The organism is Streptococcus sp. E24BD (assembly GCF_041807825.1).
Classification (GTDB): Bacteria; Bacillota; Bacilli; order Lactobacillales; family Streptococcaceae; genus Streptococcus; species Streptococcus entericus.
The window spans coordinates 1-19373 of sequence record NZ_JBGTZB010000006.1; the positions used below are offsets into that span (position 1 = coordinate 1).

General features: G+C 46.5%; 17 protein-coding genes and 3 pseudogenes. 1 reads left to right on the plus strand and 19 read right to left on the minus strand.

The window, feature by feature from the left end:
- Positions 1 to 123 precede the first annotated feature (123 nt).
- The 15 genes and pseudogenes from ACERC5_RS02220 to ACERC5_RS02290 form a co-directional block, all read right to left on the minus strand.
- Positions 124 to 240, minus strand: a pseudogene (locus tag ACERC5_RS02220) (replication initiator protein); the annotation flags it as partial.
- Entirely contained in the window at positions 227 to 406 is a 180-nt protein-coding gene (locus ACERC5_RS02225) for a hypothetical protein (RefSeq protein WP_373658247.1), read from the minus strand. The pseudogene ACERC5_RS02220 and the gene ACERC5_RS02225, both read right to left, overlap by 14 nt.
- A gap of 170 nt (positions 407 to 576) precedes the next feature.
- Positions 577 to 726: pseudogene (locus tag ACERC5_RS02230) on the minus strand (DNA mismatch repair protein MutT); the annotation flags it as partial.
- Between the two features lie 12 nt (positions 727 to 738).
- Complete coding sequence (locus ACERC5_RS02235; protein ID WP_373658246.1) at positions 739 to 1182, minus strand: diacylglycerol kinase; 444 nt, start codon at positions 1180 to 1182, stop codon at positions 739 to 741.
- Complete coding sequence (gene ybeY / locus ACERC5_RS02240; RefSeq protein ID WP_373658245.1) at positions 1163 to 1657, minus strand: rRNA maturation RNase YbeY; 495 nt, start codon at positions 1655 to 1657, stop codon at positions 1163 to 1165. The genes ACERC5_RS02235 and ybeY overlap by 20 nt, the downstream gene beginning before the upstream one ends.
- Positions 1658 to 1770: 113 nt before the next feature.
- On the minus strand, positions 1771 to 2406 hold the full coding sequence (gene rsgA / locus ACERC5_RS02245) for a ribosome small subunit-dependent GTPase A (protein WP_373660090.1): 636 nt from the start codon (positions 2404 to 2406) through the stop codon (positions 1771 to 1773).
- A gap of 6 nt (positions 2407 to 2412) precedes the next feature.
- A complete protein-coding gene (locus ACERC5_RS02250) occupies positions 2413 to 2718 on the minus strand; it encodes a hypothetical protein (RefSeq protein ID WP_373660046.1) in 306 nt (101 codons plus the stop codon).
- 8 nt (positions 2719 to 2726) lie between these two features.
- Positions 2727 to 4460: pseudogene (locus ACERC5_RS02255) on the minus strand (ABC transporter ATP-binding protein).
- On the minus strand, positions 4460 to 6187 hold the full coding sequence (locus ACERC5_RS02260) for an ABC transporter ATP-binding protein (protein WP_373660047.1): 1728 nt from the start codon (positions 6185 to 6187) through the stop codon (positions 4460 to 4462). Before ACERC5_RS02260 ends, ACERC5_RS02255 begins: the two are co-directional and overlap by 1 nt.
- Positions 6188 to 6492: 305 nt before the next feature.
- Positions 6493 to 7431: a PhoH family protein gene (locus tag ACERC5_RS02265; protein WP_373660091.1), complete on the minus strand. Its 939-nt coding sequence runs from the start codon at positions 7429 to 7431 to the stop codon at positions 6493 to 6495.
- A 426-nt stretch (positions 7432 to 7857) separates the two neighbouring features.
- Positions 7858 to 8448 carry an ATP-dependent Clp protease proteolytic subunit gene (locus ACERC5_RS02270; protein ID WP_018369150.1) on the minus strand — a complete coding sequence of 197 codons (591 nt, stop codon included), beginning with the start codon at positions 8446 to 8448 and terminating at the stop codon, positions 7858 to 7860.
- 177 nt (positions 8449 to 8625) lie between these two features.
- Positions 8626 to 9255 (minus strand): uracil phosphoribosyltransferase, encoded by a 630-nt coding sequence (gene upp, locus ACERC5_RS02275; protein ID WP_373660048.1) that lies wholly within the window; start codon positions 9253 to 9255, stop codon positions 8626 to 8628.
- Between the two features lie 197 nt (positions 9256 to 9452).
- Complete coding sequence (locus tag ACERC5_RS02280) at positions 9453 to 10184, minus strand: LPXTG cell wall anchor domain-containing protein (protein ID WP_373660049.1); 732 nt, start codon at positions 10182 to 10184, stop codon at positions 9453 to 9455.
- A 24-nt stretch (positions 10185 to 10208) separates the two neighbouring features.
- The gene (locus ACERC5_RS02285) at positions 10209 to 10379 is read right to left on the minus strand and encodes a hypothetical protein (protein WP_373658241.1); all 171 of its coding nucleotides are present in this window, start codon (positions 10377 to 10379) and stop codon (positions 10209 to 10211) included.
- Positions 10380 to 10629: 250 nt separating this feature from the next.
- Positions 10630 to 12162: a zinc ABC transporter substrate-binding protein AdcA gene (locus ACERC5_RS02290; protein WP_373660050.1), complete on the minus strand. Its 1533-nt coding sequence runs from the start codon at positions 12160 to 12162 to the stop codon at positions 10630 to 10632.
- Between the two features lie 240 nt (positions 12163 to 12402).
- On the opposite strand from ACERC5_RS02290, the gene ACERC5_RS02295 reads away from it, so the two are divergent.
- Positions 12403 to 12876 carry an LURP-one-related/scramblase family protein gene (locus ACERC5_RS02295; RefSeq protein WP_373658238.1) on the plus strand — a complete coding sequence of 158 codons (474 nt, stop codon included), beginning with the start codon at positions 12403 to 12405 and terminating at the stop codon, positions 12874 to 12876.
- 63 nt (positions 12877 to 12939) lie between these two features.
- On the opposite strand, the gene carB is transcribed toward ACERC5_RS02295, so the two are convergent.
- Genes carB through ACERC5_RS02315 form a run of 4 tightly spaced genes read right to left on the minus strand, consistent with a single transcriptional unit; the run spans position 12940 to position 19372 of the window.
- Positions 12940 to 16116, minus strand: a complete 3177-nt coding sequence (gene carB / locus ACERC5_RS02300; protein WP_373660051.1) for a carbamoyl-phosphate synthase large subunit — start codon at positions 16114 to 16116, stop codon at positions 12940 to 12942.
- Between the two features lie 18 nt (positions 16117 to 16134).
- Positions 16135 to 17172: a carbamoyl phosphate synthase small subunit gene (locus tag ACERC5_RS02305; protein ID WP_373660052.1), complete on the minus strand. Its 1038-nt coding sequence runs from the start codon at positions 17170 to 17172 to the stop codon at positions 16135 to 16137.
- Positions 17173 to 17181: 9 nt separating this feature from the next.
- Positions 17182 to 18108 (minus strand): dihydroorotate oxidase, encoded by a 927-nt coding sequence (locus ACERC5_RS02310; protein WP_373658234.1) that lies wholly within the window; start codon positions 18106 to 18108, stop codon positions 17182 to 17184.
- Between the two features lies 1 nt (position 18109).
- Entirely contained in the window at positions 18110 to 19372 is a 1263-nt protein-coding gene (locus tag ACERC5_RS02315; protein ID WP_373660053.1) for a dihydroorotase, read from the minus strand.
- Between the last annotated feature and the right edge of the window lies 1 nt (position 19373).

A 19373-nucleotide genomic window follows, 5' to 3' on the forward strand; every position in this document is an offset into this window, starting at 1 on the left:
CAACAATTTGTTGCTTAAAGTCATCACTAAATTGACGACGGATTTTTCTAGACATAGAGTTCTCCTGTTTTCTTTAGTGTAGAACACTTTATAAATTCTGTCTAGTTTAGTGTAACCGATTCAGTATGCCACCTTAACCTCTAGTCTCATGTCTTTGTATAACTCACTCTCAAACAAGAGTTTGGGGAGCTTGTAGTACCTTTCAGATGTTTGGTAGTGATTTGCACTAATGCGTTTCATTCTGTTCCTCCAATAATTTAATAGCTACTTGTCCGCTTGTCGTTACTTTAACTAAGCCGCTTGACTCCAATTCATCAAGTAGTTGATGGGCTTGTGGTGCTGGCACTCCCATGACAAGCATAAGATAGGCAGCAACACCACCACGAGTTAATTCTGCAAATTCCAATCTGTCCTCCTTAAACAAAAAAGGCAAGAACACTCTAAACTGTTCTTGCCTAAGCAATAATATTATTATCTAAAATGTGATAATGTCCTCCTTCATGACAGATTGTAGAACGCCCAAATCCTTGATTTATCAGCGTTTTAAGCACCTGTCATTATTATGACACAATCCCCCCCCCCAGGAAGACCCCAACTGTTAAAATCACCCCGCCGTTGCAAGAGAATCCTACCTGCTTCGTCGGTCAAAATCCCACCAGCAAAGGTCAGCATAATCTTGTCATGTCCGACTTTTGAGCGGATATAAGAAATATAATCTTGCGTCATGATGCTCCTTTCTCAGGAGAACAAAGCCCATAACTTGGGCAAAAAGATGATGAAGCCAACAATAACAGCTAAAAAAGACATCATCAAAACCGCTCCCGCTGCCATGTCCTTAGCATTTTTTGCTCGCATAGAAAAATGGTAATCACTCGCCAAGTCAACAACGTTTTCAATGGCTGAATTGACAATTTCCATGCAAATCACTCCAAAGATGCAAAGCAACAAAATCAGCCACTCAGTCGTAGACACCTTGAAAAACAGACCGGCAAGAAGAACGACAGCTGCTGATAGTACATGCTGTCTCATGTTGCGCTCTTGCACAAAACTTGTCTTTATGCCTGACCAAGCAAATTCAAAACTATTGATGAAATTGCTGTTTTTCCACTTTTGACGCTCTGCTTTGGGCTCAATGGGGTCAGATTTTTGATAAACCTTTACATCAGTCTCTTTTAAGTCCATAAGCTGTCAATATCTCCTCTTGCAAGCCAAACATTTCTGCTTCTTCTTCTGGTGTCTGATGGTCATAGCCATTGATGTGCAAAAAACCATGCACTGTTAAAAAGCCCATCTCTCGTTCGTAGGAATGGTCATACGCTAGAGCCTGCTCTGCCGCCTTGTCAATGGAGATAAATAACTCACCGATGTAACTATCAAATTCCGCCATCATCTCCATTAAATCAGTATCTTCTGCTAACTCATCATCAAAGACAATGGGCATTTCTGGCTTATATTCTAAACTAATCACATCGGTTGGTCGGTCTACACCGCGATAGAGCACATTTAACTCGTGACTGCGGGCATTGTCCACAAAGGTCACTGCCATTTCCTTGCCGACCTTGCCCAACTTAGCTGCCGCAAATTCTAAAATTTCTCTGGTTTGGGTCAATATCTCCTCAGAGACCTGTCCAGTTTCATCAATGAGTTCAATATACATGACACAACTCACCTCTCTTCTTTACTTTGCCTTATTATAACATACTTCCCTATAAAATGCAGAAGATAACCCAAGAAAGAAAAGGCAGCAGATCGCCTGCCACCTTTTTACGCTCATCTTGCAGTAAACTGTTTAATGTTGTCGGCCTGATAGTGATAGCAATCCAACTTTTCCTTAGAAAGATCACCACTGACAACTGCTGCCTTAACCGCACAGCCAGGTTCTGTCTTGTGCTGGCAGTCCGAAAACTTACAGCTGTCAGCCAAAGCCACAATATCATCAAAAAGGCTGACTGCTGAAACCGCCTCTTGACTGTCAATCCCCTTAAAACCAGGGCTATCAATCAAACAGTAATCCAGCTCCTCCAAAACATGGAGGGTCGTCCCTGTCGTGGTGTGCTTGCCCTTGCCATCACGCTTTTTCACCGCCTCAGTTCGCTCCAAATCCTGCCCCAGCAAACGGTTAAGGAGGCTGGACTTTCCTGCCCCTGAAGCACCAATCATCAAACCTCTGCTTTGTGGAATGAGCTGGCGCTTAACCACAGCAAGGGATTGGTCATCAAAGATGCTTAAAGCTGTAAAGCGAATATGAGGATAGAGACTGGATAAATGCGCTAATGTGTCATCCACCTGCGAACATAAATCCTTCTTAGTCAGCAGAACATGGAGTTCTTGTCCGTCCTGCTGAAAGACAAGGATAAATCGCTCTAGCTTAGATAGAGAGAAATTCTGGTCAAGCGCAATCAGGATAAAGAGCTAATCCACATTGCTAGCTAGAATCTGACTGGCTTCTAACTGACGATAGTCTTTCAGGCTATGATTAACTACTTTTTTGACTACCTGTTCACGCGCCAACAAGCGTTCAATCACCAATCGCCCCTTCTGTTCAGTTAACTGAACAAGATCGCCAACCACATAGTTGGGCTCTCCATAACGTTTTTTGACCGTAATCACCTCGCCTGTGACCAAACCAATTTGATAGCTCTGCCTGGTCTCAGACACTAGTCTACCGTCTTGTTTTTGGTCTGACCTCGGTTTTAAACCATAGCCATAGTTTTCCATCAAATCACCTAAACGTTCTGTTGAATCTGATACATGTGGGCATAGACTCCATCTTGAGCCAGCAAGTCCTCAGGCCTGCCTCGCTCGACGATACGCCCCTTATCCAAGACCAAAATCTGGTCAGCGTGTTGAATGGTGGACAGGCGGTGAGCGATGATAAAGGTTGTGCGACCTTCTTTGACCACCTCCATGGCTCGCTGGATGACCTCTTCCGTCTCTGTGTCAATATGCGATGTCGCTTCATCTAAGATTAAGAGCTTGGGATTGGAAAAGAGCGTTCGAGCAAAGGCAATGAGCTGGCGCTCGCCGCTGGAGAAGGCTGCTCCCTTTTCCACCACAGGCTCATGGATGCCCTTGTCTAGTCTAGCTAACAAATCAGCTGCTCCAACTTTCTCCAGAGCTACGATAATGGCCTCGTCATCTACATCCGCCTGATCCATGGCAACATTGCTGGCAATGGTGCCTGTGAATAGGTAAGGATCTTGCAAGACAATGCCCATATAGCGCCTCAGGCTTTCTCGTGAAAACTGGTCAATAGCTTGACCATCCACCAAAATCTGTCCTTGAATTGGATCATAAAAACGGTAGAGAAAGTTCATCAGAGAAGACTTACCAGAACCTGTATGTCCGACCAGATCGATGGTCTGCCCTTTCTCAGCGACGAGGTTGATGTCTGACAGGGTCGCTTGCCCCTCTTCATAAGCAAAGCTAACATGGTCAAAGATCACACGACCATCTGTCATCACCAGCTCTGCTGCCGCATCCATCTCGGTCTCCTCACCCAGCAACTCTTGAACTCGCTTACCAGTCTCGATAGAACGCTGAATATTGGGAAATTGCCGCACCAGCGCACCCATCAAATCAAACAAGTCCACCATGTAGTTGAGGTAGAGAAAGAGCCGTCCAGGGGTAATGGCTACCTTTCCAGAGAGAAATTGGTAACCCACCAAGGTCAAAATGACTGTCACGACCAGATTACGAATAAATTCTGTCAAAGGCCAAGATGAAATAGACTGTCCCCAAATAATCCGCTTGTCGGCATCCAACAAATGACCTGCAGCTGCTTCAAACTCGCTTAGAACTGCCTCCTCCTGACCATAAAGTTGCAAGAGACTAGCCCCATTCATGGTCTCGTTGACTTGAGTATTGACCTGACTTCTGGCCTCAAAAAAGTCCTTGGTCGGCTGGTCTGTCAGTTTCTTGTAAAGCAGCTGCACCAGATAAAAGACTGGCAAGAGCAAGATAGCTCCCAGAGCAGGATTCAAATAAAAAACAATCCCATAGGTTAAAACCACCCGTAAGAAATTGGTCAGGAGATTGACCAAAATCCCGTAGAAATCATTGCGCAAGGTCTCTGTGTCGTTGACAATCCGTGTCGCCAACTGCCCTGCTGGCTTGTCTGAAAAGTAAGCAATCGGCAAATTCTGCATCACATCGTAAGCGCGATTGCGCAAATCTGCAACGATTTGATTGCCCGACCGCCGTAGCAAACGTGACGCCCAGTAAGTTTATCCCGCTCCCATGAGTAAGAGGAGCAAGTAGCCACTCATCAGTTGAAGAAAAGCTGCCGCTTGAAAGACAGTTTGTCCCGTCAGTGAACTCAGATGAGCATCAATCGCGGTCTGAAGTATCATGGGGGCTAACTGACTAGCTATTGTTACTAGTAAAAAGAGCACGACTGCCCAGAAAAAGAGCCACTTAACCTGCTTGATCTCCTTGATTAAGCTCAGAATAACTTTCATTATTGCCCTCCTTTTTGTGTTTGCTGGCGGTTGTACTGGTCGACATACCAGCCACCTGCTGCCAGCAAGTCTGCTGGTCGTCCCTCTTCGATGATTTGTCCGTCATCTAAAACCAAGACCCAATCCGCATGGTGAACCGCAGATAAGCGGTGGGCAATGATAAGGTTGGTCTTGCCTCGCCGTTCCTCTTGCAAGCGCTGGATAATCTGGCGTTCAGTCTTGGCATCGACCGCAGACAATGAGTCGTCCAAAATCAGCAGTTCTGGCTGACGAATCAGGGCACGAGCGATGGAAATCCGCTGCTTTTGCCCACCTGAAATGGACAAGCCCCGCTCCCCAATCATGGTCTCCAAACCATCTGCCATCCGTTCAACATCCTCAGTAAAGGCCGCCATCTCAATCGCTGCTGCCAGATCCTGGGCTGACGCAGCAGGATTTCCCAGCAGAATATTGTCTCTGACCGACTTAGAAAAGAGCACATGCTCCTGCGGCACATAGCCAATCAAGGTCTCAATCGAACGCCGCCGATAGTCCAAGACAGACCGCCCGTCAATGGTGAATGCCCCTTGACCAAGAGGGTATTGGCGTAAAAACTGACGGACCAAGGTTGTCTTACCTGAACCCGTTTTTCCGACAATCCCAACCGTCTGACCTGCCTGCAAGACCCAGTTGATGCCTAGTAAACTGTACCGCTCTGCCTGCGGATAAGTAAACTGATAGTTTTCAAAAGCATAGGTCTGCGGTTTTGTCAGCACGAGCTGACCATCTGCTTCCATGTCGTCACCAGTCTCAATCAGTTCATGGATTTTTTCAAAAGAAGTTTTCCCTGTCTGATAGACCAATAACAAATCCGCTATCATCCAAAAAGGCTCAATCAAAGACACCATATACAATTGTAAGGCCAACACCTGACCGAGGCTAATAGCTCCTTTTTGTAAAAAGTGAGCTCCCAACCACAAGACCTCTACCGTCGATATTCCTGGTAGCGTTACCACAACTGGATTGTAGAGAGACTGCCAGTCTCCAATACGATTACCTGTCTCTGCCAACGTTTGGGTACGTTTGCGAAACTGCTTCTCCTGCACTGCTTTTTTGCTATAGGCACGAGTAACCTGTACCCCTTCGATGGCTTCTAAAACCTCATTATTAAGCTGGGCGACTGCTTCACGGTTATCATCAATCAGCTGGTCTTGCTTGCGACTAATCATATACATCAAGACCATCATCAGCAGCATCGGTAGCATGGCTACCAAAGTCACCTGCCAAGATAAAACCAACATGGCTGGTAAAATAAAGGCAATCATGCCCCCAGCATAGACCACAATCATTAGCCCATAACCAATGACTTCAAGTAGCCCTCCCACATCCGTTGAGAAACGGGTCAGGATGTCGCCTGAACGAAATTTCTCATAAAAAGGGGTTCGCATCCGAATCAGCTTTGCAAATGCTTGCTGCTGTAAGTCAAACTTAAAGGTCACCGACCCTTGGAAAAGCTGATAATGCCACAGATGGGCTGAGCCATAGTTAACCAAGGTAGCAACTGCCAAAAAGGCAATGTCGCTCACCAAGCGCTCTTGGGTTAGGCTCTGCTGAGAAAGCTGATCCACCAACCGCTGCGTCACCTGTGTCGGTACTAGCAAGGTCACATCATACACCACCAGCAAAATCGCAACCCACAAGTAGCGCCACTTGTGTTGCCGCATATAACTCCAAATCAAACCAAACATCTCTTCCTCCTTAAAAACACAAAAAAACCTAGATGGACATAGCCACCCAGGTCAACAGTCTACAAAAATAGACCTATTTCTGCTTGTCTGAAAGGAGGCTTGTTCCATGTATACGTCTAACATTGATCATGATTACTGTGTTCATGGCTATACTCCTTCCTGTTTTGATGGTATTTATTATAACATAGATTCTTGACTTGTCAAGGGAATCGTGAATTTTTTCTTTTATGTCATTACCCGCTGTCGCTACTCGCTATTTTTCACTAATCTTTTCCAAAACTCACGAAAACGCTCTGCTATTATCCTTAAGCTTCTGCCTCATACGCTCGGATAATCTCTGCTACCACAGGATGCCGCACCACGTCTTTAGCGGAAAAATGCACAAAGTCAATCGCAGCAATGCCCTGCAATTTTTCTGTGGCATCTATCAGGCCTGATTTGACCTTGCTGGGCAGGTCAATCTGACTGGTATCACCATTGACAATCATCTTAGAGTTGAAGCCCAGACGGGTCAGAAACATCTTCATCTGCATGATAGTGGTGTTTTGTGCCTCGTCCAGAATGACAAAGGCATCGTCCAGCGTCCGTCCCCGCATGTAGGCTAGAGGAGCAATCTCGATAATCTCCCGCTCCATCAAGCGAGCGGTCTGCTCCTTGCCCAAAATCTGGTAGAGGGCGTCATAAACAGGGCGCAGATACGGGTCGACCTTTTCCTTGAGGTCACCCGGTAAAAAGCCCAGACTCTCACCAGCCTCCACCGCAGGGCGGGTCAAGATAATCCGCTTGACCTGTCCCCGCTTGAGGGCTGTTACCGCCAAGGTCACCGCCAAGAAGGTCTTTCCAGTCCCTGCTGGACCAATCCCAAAGACGATATCATGGCTCTTGACACTATCGACATAGACCTTCTGACCCAGTGTTTTAACTCGAATTGGCTTACCGTAGCTGTCTTTGATGATGTCCTCTTCATAAAGGGCGACAAATTTGTTCATCTCACCGCTGCGTGCCATACTGATCGCCATCACAACATCAGGTGTCGCGATGACCATGCCTCGTCCGACTAACACCAGCAAAGCCTCGATGACCAATCTCGCCATCTCAACTGCTGCCTCTTCACCCAGCACCTGCACCACTTCCGTCCGAGCATGCAGAGTAACACCAAACTCTTGCTCTATTAGCTTGAGGTGGCGCTCATTACTGCCAAATAGGCTTAGCATATCATCAGGGTGTTTTAAGCGAATGTCCATTGAAAAATCTTCCAAGTTTTTCTCCTTTTTTCTCTTTCGTCTATTATACCATAAAAGCTGTGTTTTTTTGGGAAATAGCAGATCTGTTCAGGCAGACTAACTGACTATTTCTCAAAAATAGAGGGGGACAATTCGACAGAAATTGATTAGACGTTACCCCTCTCTGAAAAGTTAAGTAGGACTACTCAGCTGACGACATCTGCTTGTCAGGGACCAAGGTGTTCACGGTTCAGCTTTCAAAGATTATACACCTTGAGACACTTGACAACTAGACATTGGCACGAAAGCACCTAATGACCCGTGCATGGGCAACTCTAAAATCAGCAAAGCCGATAACAGTTGCTCCAAACCACTCTTTTCGCCTCGTTAGCGCTAATAAAATGAAAAAACCAGGATTATTATCCTAGCTTCCTCATTTTTTAGTTCTTATTTCAAATCATTATTCGTCATGATTTCATCAATAAACCCATAAGCCAAGGTTTCCTCAGCTGTCATCCAGTAATCGCGTTCGCCATCTTTATGAATCTGACGAACAGTCTTACCAGAATTATCAGCTAAGATTTGCTCTAAACGTTTACGGGTCTTGAGCAAGTGCTCAGCAGCAATAGCCATATCGGTCTGCTGAGTACCGCCACCAGTACCTCCCATCGGCTGATGGATCATGTACTCGGCATTTGGTAACATGAACCGTTTCCCTTTAGTTCCACTTGAAGCGATAACTGTTCCCATGCTAGCTGCCATCCCCATCACAATCGTCTGCACATCAGCTTTGATAAAGTTCATGGTATCCACGATAGCAAGACCTGCAGAAACAGATCCCCCAGGGGTATTGATATAGAGGTAAATGTCTTTGGTTGGGTCTTGAGCATCTAGAAATAACAACTGGGCAATGATAGAGTTTGCCATATTATCCTCAACTTGTCCTGTCAGCATAATGACACGATCTTTTAATAAGCGAGAATAAATATCGTAGGAACGTTCCCCACGGCTGGTTTGTTCAATAACTACTGGAATCATAATGTCTCCTTTTCTTGTTTCAGTATAGGTCTATTATAAGCGATTGGTCAAAAATGGTCAAATAAAAAACTTATCATTTTTAGCAAAAAGAAAGGAAGGTGATTTAGCTATCGCCCTCTTCCCTTCTGTTGACTAGTATCGACTAAACTATCTTTAAGAACCTGTCGGTGTCAAGACCTACTTAGTCCCAAATAAACGGTCACCCGCATCACCAAGACCTGGAACGATATAGCCGTTTTCGTTGAGTTTTTCATCCAATGCTGCCGTGAAAATTGGCACATCTGGGTGGGCTGCTGTGAGGGCTTCGACCCCTTCTGGCGCTGCAACCAAGCAGACAAACTTGATATTGGTTGCGCCACGCTTTTTCAGAGAATCAACCGCTAGGAGGGCTGAGCCACCAGTCGCCAACATCGGATCAACCACAAAAATCTGGCGCTGGTCGATGTCCTCTGGCAATTTAACCAAATACTCAACAGGTGTCAAGGTTTCCTCATCACGGTACATGCCGATGTGCCCAACCTTAGCCGCAGGAACAAGGCTCAGAAGACCATCCACCATGCCGATACCTGCCCGCAAAATTGGCACAATAGCCAACTTTTTACCAGTCAACTGTTTCTGCACAGTCTTGGTAATAGGGGTTTCAATCTCAACGTCCTCAAGAGGCAAATCACGCAATACCTCGTAACCCATCAACATGGCAATTTCATTAACCAACTCACGAAAATCCTTGGTTGATGTTGTTGTCCGCCGCAGGATAGACAACTTGTGCTGAATCAGCGGATGCGAAATAACCTGACATTTTTCCATGATGAAAACCACCTTTTCTATTTTGTTATCTTAACTATTATAGCATAGTTGCGCCCGTTTTTCATCTCTGATATGCATTCTTTTGAAAAATAGCAGAGCTCTTTTTTGACATTCTGGGATAACCGTCGTTAACTCATTTTTACTGATTGAACCAGCAAAAAACCGACAGCTTTTGTAGTTGTCGGTCTTATGTTTGACTAGTTAATCTGACGACGATGAACCAAGCCAAGGCTTGCCAAGGTCGCTACCAGACCCAAACCTGTTAGTGCAAGGGAGCTAGCCTCACCTGTTTGTGGTAAGGTGTTTTTGCTCTCTGTTTTTGCTTTTGTTGCTTCAGTAGCTGATGTAGCTGGTTTGGTCAGTTTGGCAAACTGAGCCTTGACTTTATCCAAATCTTCAGCCGTTTCAGCAAAACTGATGAGAACTGCCAAGTCGCCTTTTTGCTCGTCAGTAAGATTAAACTGATCGATTTGCGCCAAAATCTGGGCACGTACAGGCGACAAGTCTGGTGCTTGTGGGGCTGGGGTGATTGGGGTTGGGCTTGTTGTGCCGTTATTGCCTGTGGCTGGTGGTGTAATCGTGTTCCCACTACCGTTGTTAATTGGTGGGTTTTCAGTATTTGTGCCATCGTTGGTAGTTGGCGGAGCTGGTGGGGTAGCCTCACCTTGGTTACTATTGCCAGCTGATGGTGGAGTTTGGTTGTCAGGCTGGTTATCTTGGTTATTACCATTGTTAGATGGTTCTGAAGCAGGATTATCTTTGGAGTAACTAAATCCAGCCAAAGCGAAGCCTAAGAGATTATCCCTTTTAATGTCTTCATAGGTATAGGTGAAACCATTTCGAGATGTCCCATTATTATTAAAATCAATAAATATAAATCCTGGGAACTCCTTAGCTTCAACTGTAACTGACTCTCCTGGAGACAGCAAAAAAGTCTCACTTAAAAGTGTCCCTCACTCGCCATCTTCAGAGTAACCATATGATGCTATAACTTTCATTTGAGCAACATTTTCCTCAGCCCTCACAACCGTCGTACCAATCACAGGCAACTCAGTTGCTGTTGCAACTGCCCCAAGCGCTACCAGTGTCAGGCTGGTCACGCCATACTTTAGAAGTTTTTTCATAAACTCCTCCTTTTTTATAAATAGTTGCTGTTTAGAAGAGCTTGGCTTGAAAAGTCAAGCTCTATATACTAGTATATAGGCATTTTGTCAAGTTTTTTGTTCAAAAAACAGCAAAAACCTGCCGAAGGCAGGTCTTTTCAGTGATTTTCACGAATTTTCAAGCACTCCTCAGGAACTTTAGATCTTTCCAGCTTACTCTGCTCTGCTATTTGACAGACAAAAAACGGCCAAAGCCGTTATCTGTCATCAATCAGTGAGCCACAATCTCCTGAGCAATCTCACGACCAGTCAAGCCAGTCTCGTAATAGGTTGGCCAGTTGTCCAGCTCCTCGAGTAAGACCTTGTGATCCTCAGCCCCCCAGTAGATGTGGAAGTGCTCAGAGTCTTGCGGTGCGATGGCGTGGTCGCTAAACTGAATATTTTTGAACTCACCAGCATCAGCGTCATCCGTTGTAAAGAGGTAACGCACGCCACGATTGCCTTTTTTATAAGTCAACACTTCGTAGCCGACATACTTGTAGGTAAAGGTTTTCTTCTCGCCACCACGGACAAAGGTCATGGTGTTCTTGTCGCCGTCAATGATGATGTTATCAACATCGGTCTTGTAACCAACAGTGTAGTAGTCCTTATACTCGCTAGCTATCATGGTCTTGCCAGTCTTAGCCTTGTAGTCCCAGACAGGGTCAAGTGTACCATCGACCAGATAAGGGTAAACCGACTGCCAGTCGCCATCCCAGTCCGCTAATGTGCGGTCAGTGATGTCCTTGTCCTCAAAGTACCCCTTATAAACCGTCTTGGTCTTGTCCTCTTCAGGCTTGATGGCATCGCCAGCTGTTTCTGTGGTCAATAGCAGAGCTTTCAGGTTGTCTCTCATGACAGAGAAATAATCAGCTCCCTTAGCCATCTCCTGCTCTGTTAGGCTTTCCAGCGGGTTGAGGACAGCTGTCTCCACCCCAACCTCATTTGCCAGAGTTTTGGCAACGTTTGAGGAGGCATTTTCTTCAAAATAAATGTACTTGACGCCGTTAGCCTTAACGTATTCAGCTAGCTCAGCCAAGCGTTTGGCTGATGGCTCGCTATCTGCCGATACCCCAGCGATAGGGATTTGGGTCAGGCCATACTCCAGTGCCAAGTAGCCAAAGGCGGCGTGTTGGACAACGAAGCTGGTTTGTTTTGGGCTTGCCAGAGCAGTATCATATTCCTTGTCCAGTTCTTCTAGCTTAGCGATGTAAGCAGCAGCATTCTTTTCAAAAGCGCCTGCTGATTTTGGAAATTCTGCCTTGAGGTCATCACGGATATTTTCCACCAGTTTGATGGCCAAGCTCGGTGCCAACCAAACGTGGGGATCGAGTTCATGGGTGTGTCCCTCTTCACCGTGATCGTGGTCAGCGTGGTCATGCTCCTCTTCAGCGACACCAGGCGCTAAAATCATGTCCCCAGTCGCCTTGACAAAGGTCACCTTATCCGTGTCAACAGCTTCCTCGACATCATGCACCCAGGTTTCCATGTTCTCATCATCATAGACAAAGGCATCAGCGTCTTGGATTTTAGCGATGTCCTTGGTTGATGGCTCAAAACCGTGTACTTCAGTTCCTGCCTTGATCAAGAGTTCAACATTGCCCTCATCACCAACGATGTTTTTGGTGTACTCATAAATGGGGTAAAAACTTGCAACCACCTCTAGTTTCTCATCCGTTTTGGACGAATTGTTAGCCGAGCAGGCTGCCAAGCCCAATGTCGAAAGACTTAGTAAGCCAACAACTGCCAGTAGTTTTCTTTTCATCTCTTTCTCCTTTTATTTTAACCAGTTAAAGGTCAACCAGTAAATTATATCATCTTGACCAAATTTGTCAAGCACAAAATTTGCTGTTATTGTTTGATAATCAAAGTATTTGCGTTTTAATAATTTCTATGAGATAATTAGCATTCAATCAGAGTTGTCCTATTTAAGATGGGGTAGTAATCACCCAATTACAACTGAGGTTGAATCTTTTATAAACGATATCTTATAAGGAGATTTTATATGAAATTTGTCGTTAACTATGCCGGCTCGCTTGTCTATCAGGCCTTTGATGTCATTGATGAAGCTGGAAAACTTGCCTATAAAATTCGTGGGAACACCTTGATGTTCGGTGCAAAAACGACTATTTTTAATGCAGATGACCAAGAATTAGCCCTGCTCAAGCAAAAAATCTCGTTAACCCACTACAGTTACAATATCCTACGAGATGATCAATTAATTGCCAACGTCACCAAGAAAAACCTATCCTTAAAGCCAAAATTCACCATTACTGGTCTAGACTGGTCTGTGGAAGGAAAGTTCCTATCACGCGAGTACAAACTCTTTAACAACAACGGTGAGGTTATTGCAATCATCAATAGGCAAGGTCTTCTGCAAGAAGGCGCTTATGCTTTTGAACTTATTGACCAAACCGTTGATCCTGTCACAATCCTTGCTGTTTTAACAGCTATCGATGCTGCTCTTATGCAGAAATAGTGTGGATTTCTTATCGCTCAAAACGCCCTCAGTGTCCTGTTTCTCACTGAGGGCGCTTTTTGTCTAAAGGGTCTGTACCATAAAACTTCTACTCTCCAGCACTTTCAGCATAGCTTTAGCCGTATCTAAAGCGGTGAAAAGCGGAACTCCATTTTCAATAGCAGCCTGACGGATTTTTGCCCCGTCCTGCCCTGCTGTTCGGTCGAGACCGGAAGTGTTAATCACGGCTTGAACCTTGCCCTGACGAATCGAGTTTAAAATATCAGCTCCTCCATCACCGATTTTGGGGACTGTCTGAACTGGCAAACCTTGCTCAATCAGGTAACGCGCTGTGCCTGCAGTTGCGATTAAGCCATAACCGATAGCTAGGAAACGTCTTGCGAGATCTAAAGCCTCCCCCTTGCTCTCATCAGCAATGGTAAAAATAATGTTGCCATGACTTGGCAGATGAAGATAGCTGGCTTCAAAGGCTTTATATAGCGCTTTTTCAAGCGTACGGTCTGTCCCCATCACCTCGCCTGTAGATTTCATTTCAGGACCAAGCAAGCTATCAACCTTGGCTAACTTGGTAAAGGAGAAGACAGGAGCTTTGATATGAACCTGCGGACTTTCTGGGTAGAGACCATCAACGTAGCCAAGCTCATCTAGTGTTTTGTCTAAGATCAGTTGGGTCGCGACCTGTGCCATTGGAATCCCTGTAACTTTAGAGAGAAATGGCACTGTCCGGCTGGCACGCGGGTTAACCTCAATCACATAGACTTGCTCATCTTTGATGACAAATTGAATATTCATCATACCAATACAGTTGAGCCCAATAGCCAAACGCTTGGTGTAATCCACAATGGTGTCTTGAACCGCCTCTGTCAGAGTCTGCGGCGGGTAGGCAGCCATCGAATCCCCAGAGTGAACTCCTGCCCGCTCAATGTGTTCCATAATACCTGGTATCAAAACTGTCTGACCATCCGAAATGGCATCAACTTCGCACTCTTGACCAATGATGTAGGAATCAATTAGGACGGGGTGGTCTGGGCTGGCTTTAACTGCCGTCCGCATATAGTTGCGAAGATCAGCCTCCTTGTCGACAATTTCCATGGCACGACCACCGAGAACATACGATGGGCGGACAAGCACCGGATAACCGATACGAGCGGCAGCTTGCACCGCACCTTCTTCATCAACAGCAGTTTGTCCTGGTGGTTGCGGGATGTCAAGCTCTCGCAGGGTCTGCTCAAAAAGATCACGGTCTTCTGCCCTGTCGAGATCCGCCACCTGTGTCCCCAAAATCTTAACACCTGCCTGGGCAAGAGGTTCAGCTAGATTGATTGCCGTCTGTCCACCAAATTGCACCACGACCCCAATCGGTTGCTCAAGGTCAATGACATGAAGCACATCTTCCAAAGTCAACGGTTCAAAGTAGAGCTTATCTGACACTGAAAAATCGGTCGAAACCGTTTCTGGGTTAGAGTTCATGATAATCGCCTCATAACCTGCCGTCTGAATGGCCTTGACCGAATGCACCGTCGCATAGTCAAACTCTACCCCTTGCCCGATACGGATAGGACCAGACCCTAACACCAGCACAGATGGTCGACCAGAAGCCACAGACTCATTCTCAAGACCGTAAGTAGAGTAAAAATACGGCGTCTCAGAAGCATACTCACCCGCGCAAGTATCCACCATCTTATAGACCGGCGTGATGCCGTTTTCCAGACGTTTCTGGCGAATAGCAGAGCTATCCACCTCCCACAGCTCTGCGATCTTGCGATCGGAAAAACCATGTTGCTTGGCCAGTTTCAAGAGCTGTAGCTCATTAGGTTGACTGGCTAAAGCAAGCTCCAACTGATAAATGTTAACCAATTTTGTGAGGAAGAAGCGATCAATCCCTGTTAAGTCGTAAAGCATATCCAGTTCACACTCTCGACGAATAGCTTCAGACAGGTAAAAGAGGCGGTCATCTTGTGCCTTGCTCAGTCGCTTCACAATCTCATCATCTGATACTTGACGGAGTTCTGGCAGTTCATTGTGGTGGGCTCCGATTTCTAGAGATCTGATGGCTTTGAGCAAGCTCTCCTCAATGTTACGACCAATGGCCATTACCTCCCCAGTTGCTTTCATCTGAGTACCTAACTGGCGATCTCCAGACTCAAACTTGTCAAATGGAAAACGGGGCAGTTTGGTCACCACATAATCAATGCTCGGTTCAAACATGGCATAGGTTGACCCTGTGACTGGATTTTTCATCTCATCGAGGGTCAGACCAACTGCTATTTTAGCGGCTAACTTAGCAATCGGAAAACCTGTTGCCTTAGAGGCTAAGGCAGACGAGCGAGATACGCGAGGGTTAACCTCAATAACATAATACTTAAAACTATGCGGATCAAGCGCTAACTGAACATTACAACCGCCCTCAATTTTTAAGGCTCTGATAATCTTGAGACTAGCATCTCGCATCAACTGGCACTCGATGGCAGACAGGGTCTGCGTCGGCGCCACCACAATCGAGTCTCCGGTGTGAATACCTACTGGATCAACGTTTTCCATGTTGCAGACCACCAAGGCGTTGTCTGCTGAGTCACGCATCACTTCGTATTCAATTTCCTTGTAACCTGCGATGGAACGCTCCACCAAGCACTGGGTGACTGGTGAGAGTTTAAGGCCGTTTTCTGCAATTTCTCGTAGCTCTGCTTCATTGGCACAAAGTCCACCCCCAGTACCACCAAGCGTAAAAGCAGGGCGAACAATGAGCGGATAACCGATACGCTCAGCAAACTCAAGGGCCTCATCAACAGTTGTGACAATAGTAGACTCTGGAATTGGCTCACCCAAAGTTTCCATCAACTGCTTAAAGAGATCACGATCCTCTGCCTGGTCAATGGCAGATAGCTTAGTCCCCAAGAGTTCAACTCCCAACTCATCTAAAATGCCTTCTTTGGATAACAACATGGCCATATTGAGCCCAGTCTGACCACCAAGTGTCGGCAGCAAAGCATCTGGTCGCTCTTTGCGCAAGATGCGAGAAACAAATTCTAGGGTAATTGGTTCGATATAAACCTTGTCCGCAATTTCTCGGTCAGTCATGATGGTGGCTGGGTTGGAATTAACAAGGACAACTTCATAACCTTCTTCCTTGAGTGCTAAACAGGCCTGAGTTCCAGCATAGTCAAACTCGGCTGCCTGGCCAATCACGATTGGGCCAGAGCCGATTACCATGATTTTCTTAATGTCTGTACGTTTTGGCATATTGTCCCCCTCTACGTTTTAGATTTGCTCTTGTCTTTTGGTCATGAGTTCTTGCCAGTCCATAAAGGTCTGACGTGTCGGCTCATAGTCAATGCCCATCACAGCTAGGTTCTTGTGTCTGGTCGCTTGAATGCTTTGGTCATTCAAATGACGGGCTAACACCTCTAGTTGCTCTGGCAAGTCAGCGTCCACTGCCGCTTCTGTTTGACTCTGCAAGGTAAAGGTCACACGTCCCGTCTCCTGTTCACGCACCGCATGGTTAGTCCCGTGATGTCCAATAGCCAAACGCTCGACCCTAGCCCCATTAGCTAGCGCCAAAACACGATGACCTAAACCAAGTCCCAAAATTGGCAGACTATCCTGCAAGCTCCTGACTAGTTCAACCACCTGTGGCAGCTGGTGAGCTCTCCCAGGACCGCTGGACAAAATCAGTCCACTTGGGGCTAGGGCTAGAATCTGTTCAGCTGAGCTATCCCAAGGCACAACCGTAACTTGCCAGTCTAAGTGTTTAAGTGTTTTTAACAGGGCTTGTTTCAGTCCCAAATCAAGGATCACAACACGACGACCTGTCCCTGGCAAGGCATAAGCTGTCTTGGTCGATACCCTGTCAACGAGATTCTGCTCAATTGCTTCGACCTGATTGGGCTCATCTCGCTGGTCGGTCAACTGTGCTCTAATAGAGCCTCTGTCTCTAATCAAACGCGTCAGCGCTCGCGTATCCAAACCAGAAATACCTGGAATCCCTTTGCGGCGCAAAAACTCATCTAAGGTCATCTGACTGCGCCAGTTACTGCCTTCTTTTCCCCATTCATAAACAATAACACCTCGGCAGTCTGAATAGAAAGAATTATCATCATCAGCATTTAGCCCATAGTTGCCAATTGTTGGGTAAGTAAAAACCACAAGATGACCAGCATGAGCTGGGTCTGTAATGGTTTCTTGGTAGCCAACCATACCTGTTGTAAAGACCAGCTCACCAGTTGTTGTCACATCAGCTCCAAAGGCTTCTCCCTCAAACACTGTGCCATCTTCTAAGATTAAATACCGTTTTGCCATGTTCTCTCCTTACAAATAGTGCAATTTTCCACGGAAATCATCTAAACATTCGTAGCCTTTTTCAGCCATGATGCTCCGCAATTCTGCCTCCAAGCGGTCAAAAATCGCTGGGCCCTCCTCCTGAAGAGCTGTTCCGACCTGCACCAGACGTGCACCGCAGAGGATATGCTCAAAGACATCACGACCAGAGCTCACACCACCTGTTCCGATGATAGCAATCGATGGTTTCAACCGCTGATAAAAGGCATGGACATTGGCCAGAGCTGTCGGCTTGATGTAACTTCCTCCAAGACCCCCAAACCCATTTTTGGGCTTGATAGCTACCGTCTCGTCGTCAATGTAGAGGGCATTGCCGATACTGTTGACCGTATTGACAAAGGTCAAGGGAAACTGATTGAGCACCTTGGCGATTTGGTCAAAATGAGTGAGATCAAAGTAAGGCGGTAATTTCACTCCCAAAGGCTGGTCAAAGTAGGCGAAAACTTCTGTCAGGAGTTCGTTGACACCTTCGGTGTCATAGCCCAGCTGGGGTTTGCCGATAAGGTTGGGACAAGAAAGATTGAGCTCCACAAGACCATTGTAGCTAGAAGACTGGATTTTCCTGAGCAGGGTATGAGTTTCCTCACGAGACAGCCCCGTCACGGATAGGAATGGCGAGCTCCCCCCAACCTCTACCGTTTTGAGGTAGTCCAGATAGTAGTCAATGCCCAAATTTGGCAAGCCCATGGAATTGATAGACCCTAGCGGTACTGCCTTGTAACGCGGTGTCGGATTGCCCTCGCGTGGATTGAGCGTAGCAGACTTGGTGACAAAGGTGGTCGCCTTAGATGCCCGCAAGTCATCCAGTTCAGTTCGGTCATAACAATGAACACCAGAGGCATTCATCACACAGCTGTCAAAACTAAATTGTCCAAGAGTGGTTTGTAATCTGGTCATGTTATTTCTCCTCGTAAACGATTTGTCCTTGATAAATGGTCACCAATGCTTTCCCATAAACGGTCTGTCCACCGTAAGGGGTATTTCTGCCTTTGCTGAGAAACTGGTCTGGGTCGATGGCATAAGCCGTCTCGGTATCTAAAATCACCATATCAGCAGAGCTGCCAACCGTCAACCTACCATAAGGCAAATCAAAACAGGTTGCCACGTCCTCAGTCATCAGCGCCAGCAATTTTTCCAACGGTAAGATCCCTGTCCGCACCAAATGAGTGTAAAGCAAACCAAAAGCCGTTTCACTACCGACGATACCAAAAGCTGCTTGGGTCATGGAGCAGTTTTTTTCCTCAGGCGCATGCGGCGCGTGGTCAGTGGCGATGATGTCAATGGCGCCATCCAAAAGCCCCTCAATCAGAGCCTGTCTATCCTGAGTTGACCGTAAAGGCGGGTTCATCTTCCACAGGCCAGTATCGTGAGTAATGTCCATCTCGTCGCTAACCAGATGGTGAGGGCAAACCTCGCAAGTCACTCGAATGCCATTTTTCTTGGCCTCGCGCACCAAACGCACCGAGGCTTCGGTGGAAACATGGCAGACATGATAATGGCAACCTGTGGTTTCCGCCAATAAGATGTCTCTGGCAATCTGCACGCTCTCACAAACAGACGGAATGCCTGGCAACCCTAGCTCCTGACTACGTTTACCCTCGTGCATACAACCGCCTCGTATAAGAGAATTGTCCTCGCAATGAGCGACAATCGGCTTGCCCAATGAAGTTGCCAAACGCATGGCCTCATACATGGTATTGGCATCTTGAACCCCACGCCCATCATCACTAAAGGCAAAAACACGCTGTGCCAAATCCGTCATATCTGCCAAGTCCTGCCCCATTTCCTCTTTGGTAATCGCGCCATAAGGAAGCGCCCTGATAACACTATGCTGGGCAATCAAGTCTAGTTGCTGCTGCAAATGTTCTCGACTGTCTGGGACAGGATTGAGGTTTGGCATGGGCATGACTGTTGTAAATCCACCTCTGGCAGCCGCTCGACTGGCCTGAGCAATGGTTTCCTTGTGCGGAAAACCTGGTTCTCGCCAGTGGACATGAACATCAATGAAGCCTGGCGACACATAGCGACCAGCTGCATCAAGTACCTCATCCCCTATCGGATCAATCCGCTCGGCTATTTCTCCGATATACCCTTGGGCAATGAGAATGTCTCGCTTAACCCACTTTCCGTCTAGGAAAATCGTGGCATTTGTGATTAACATC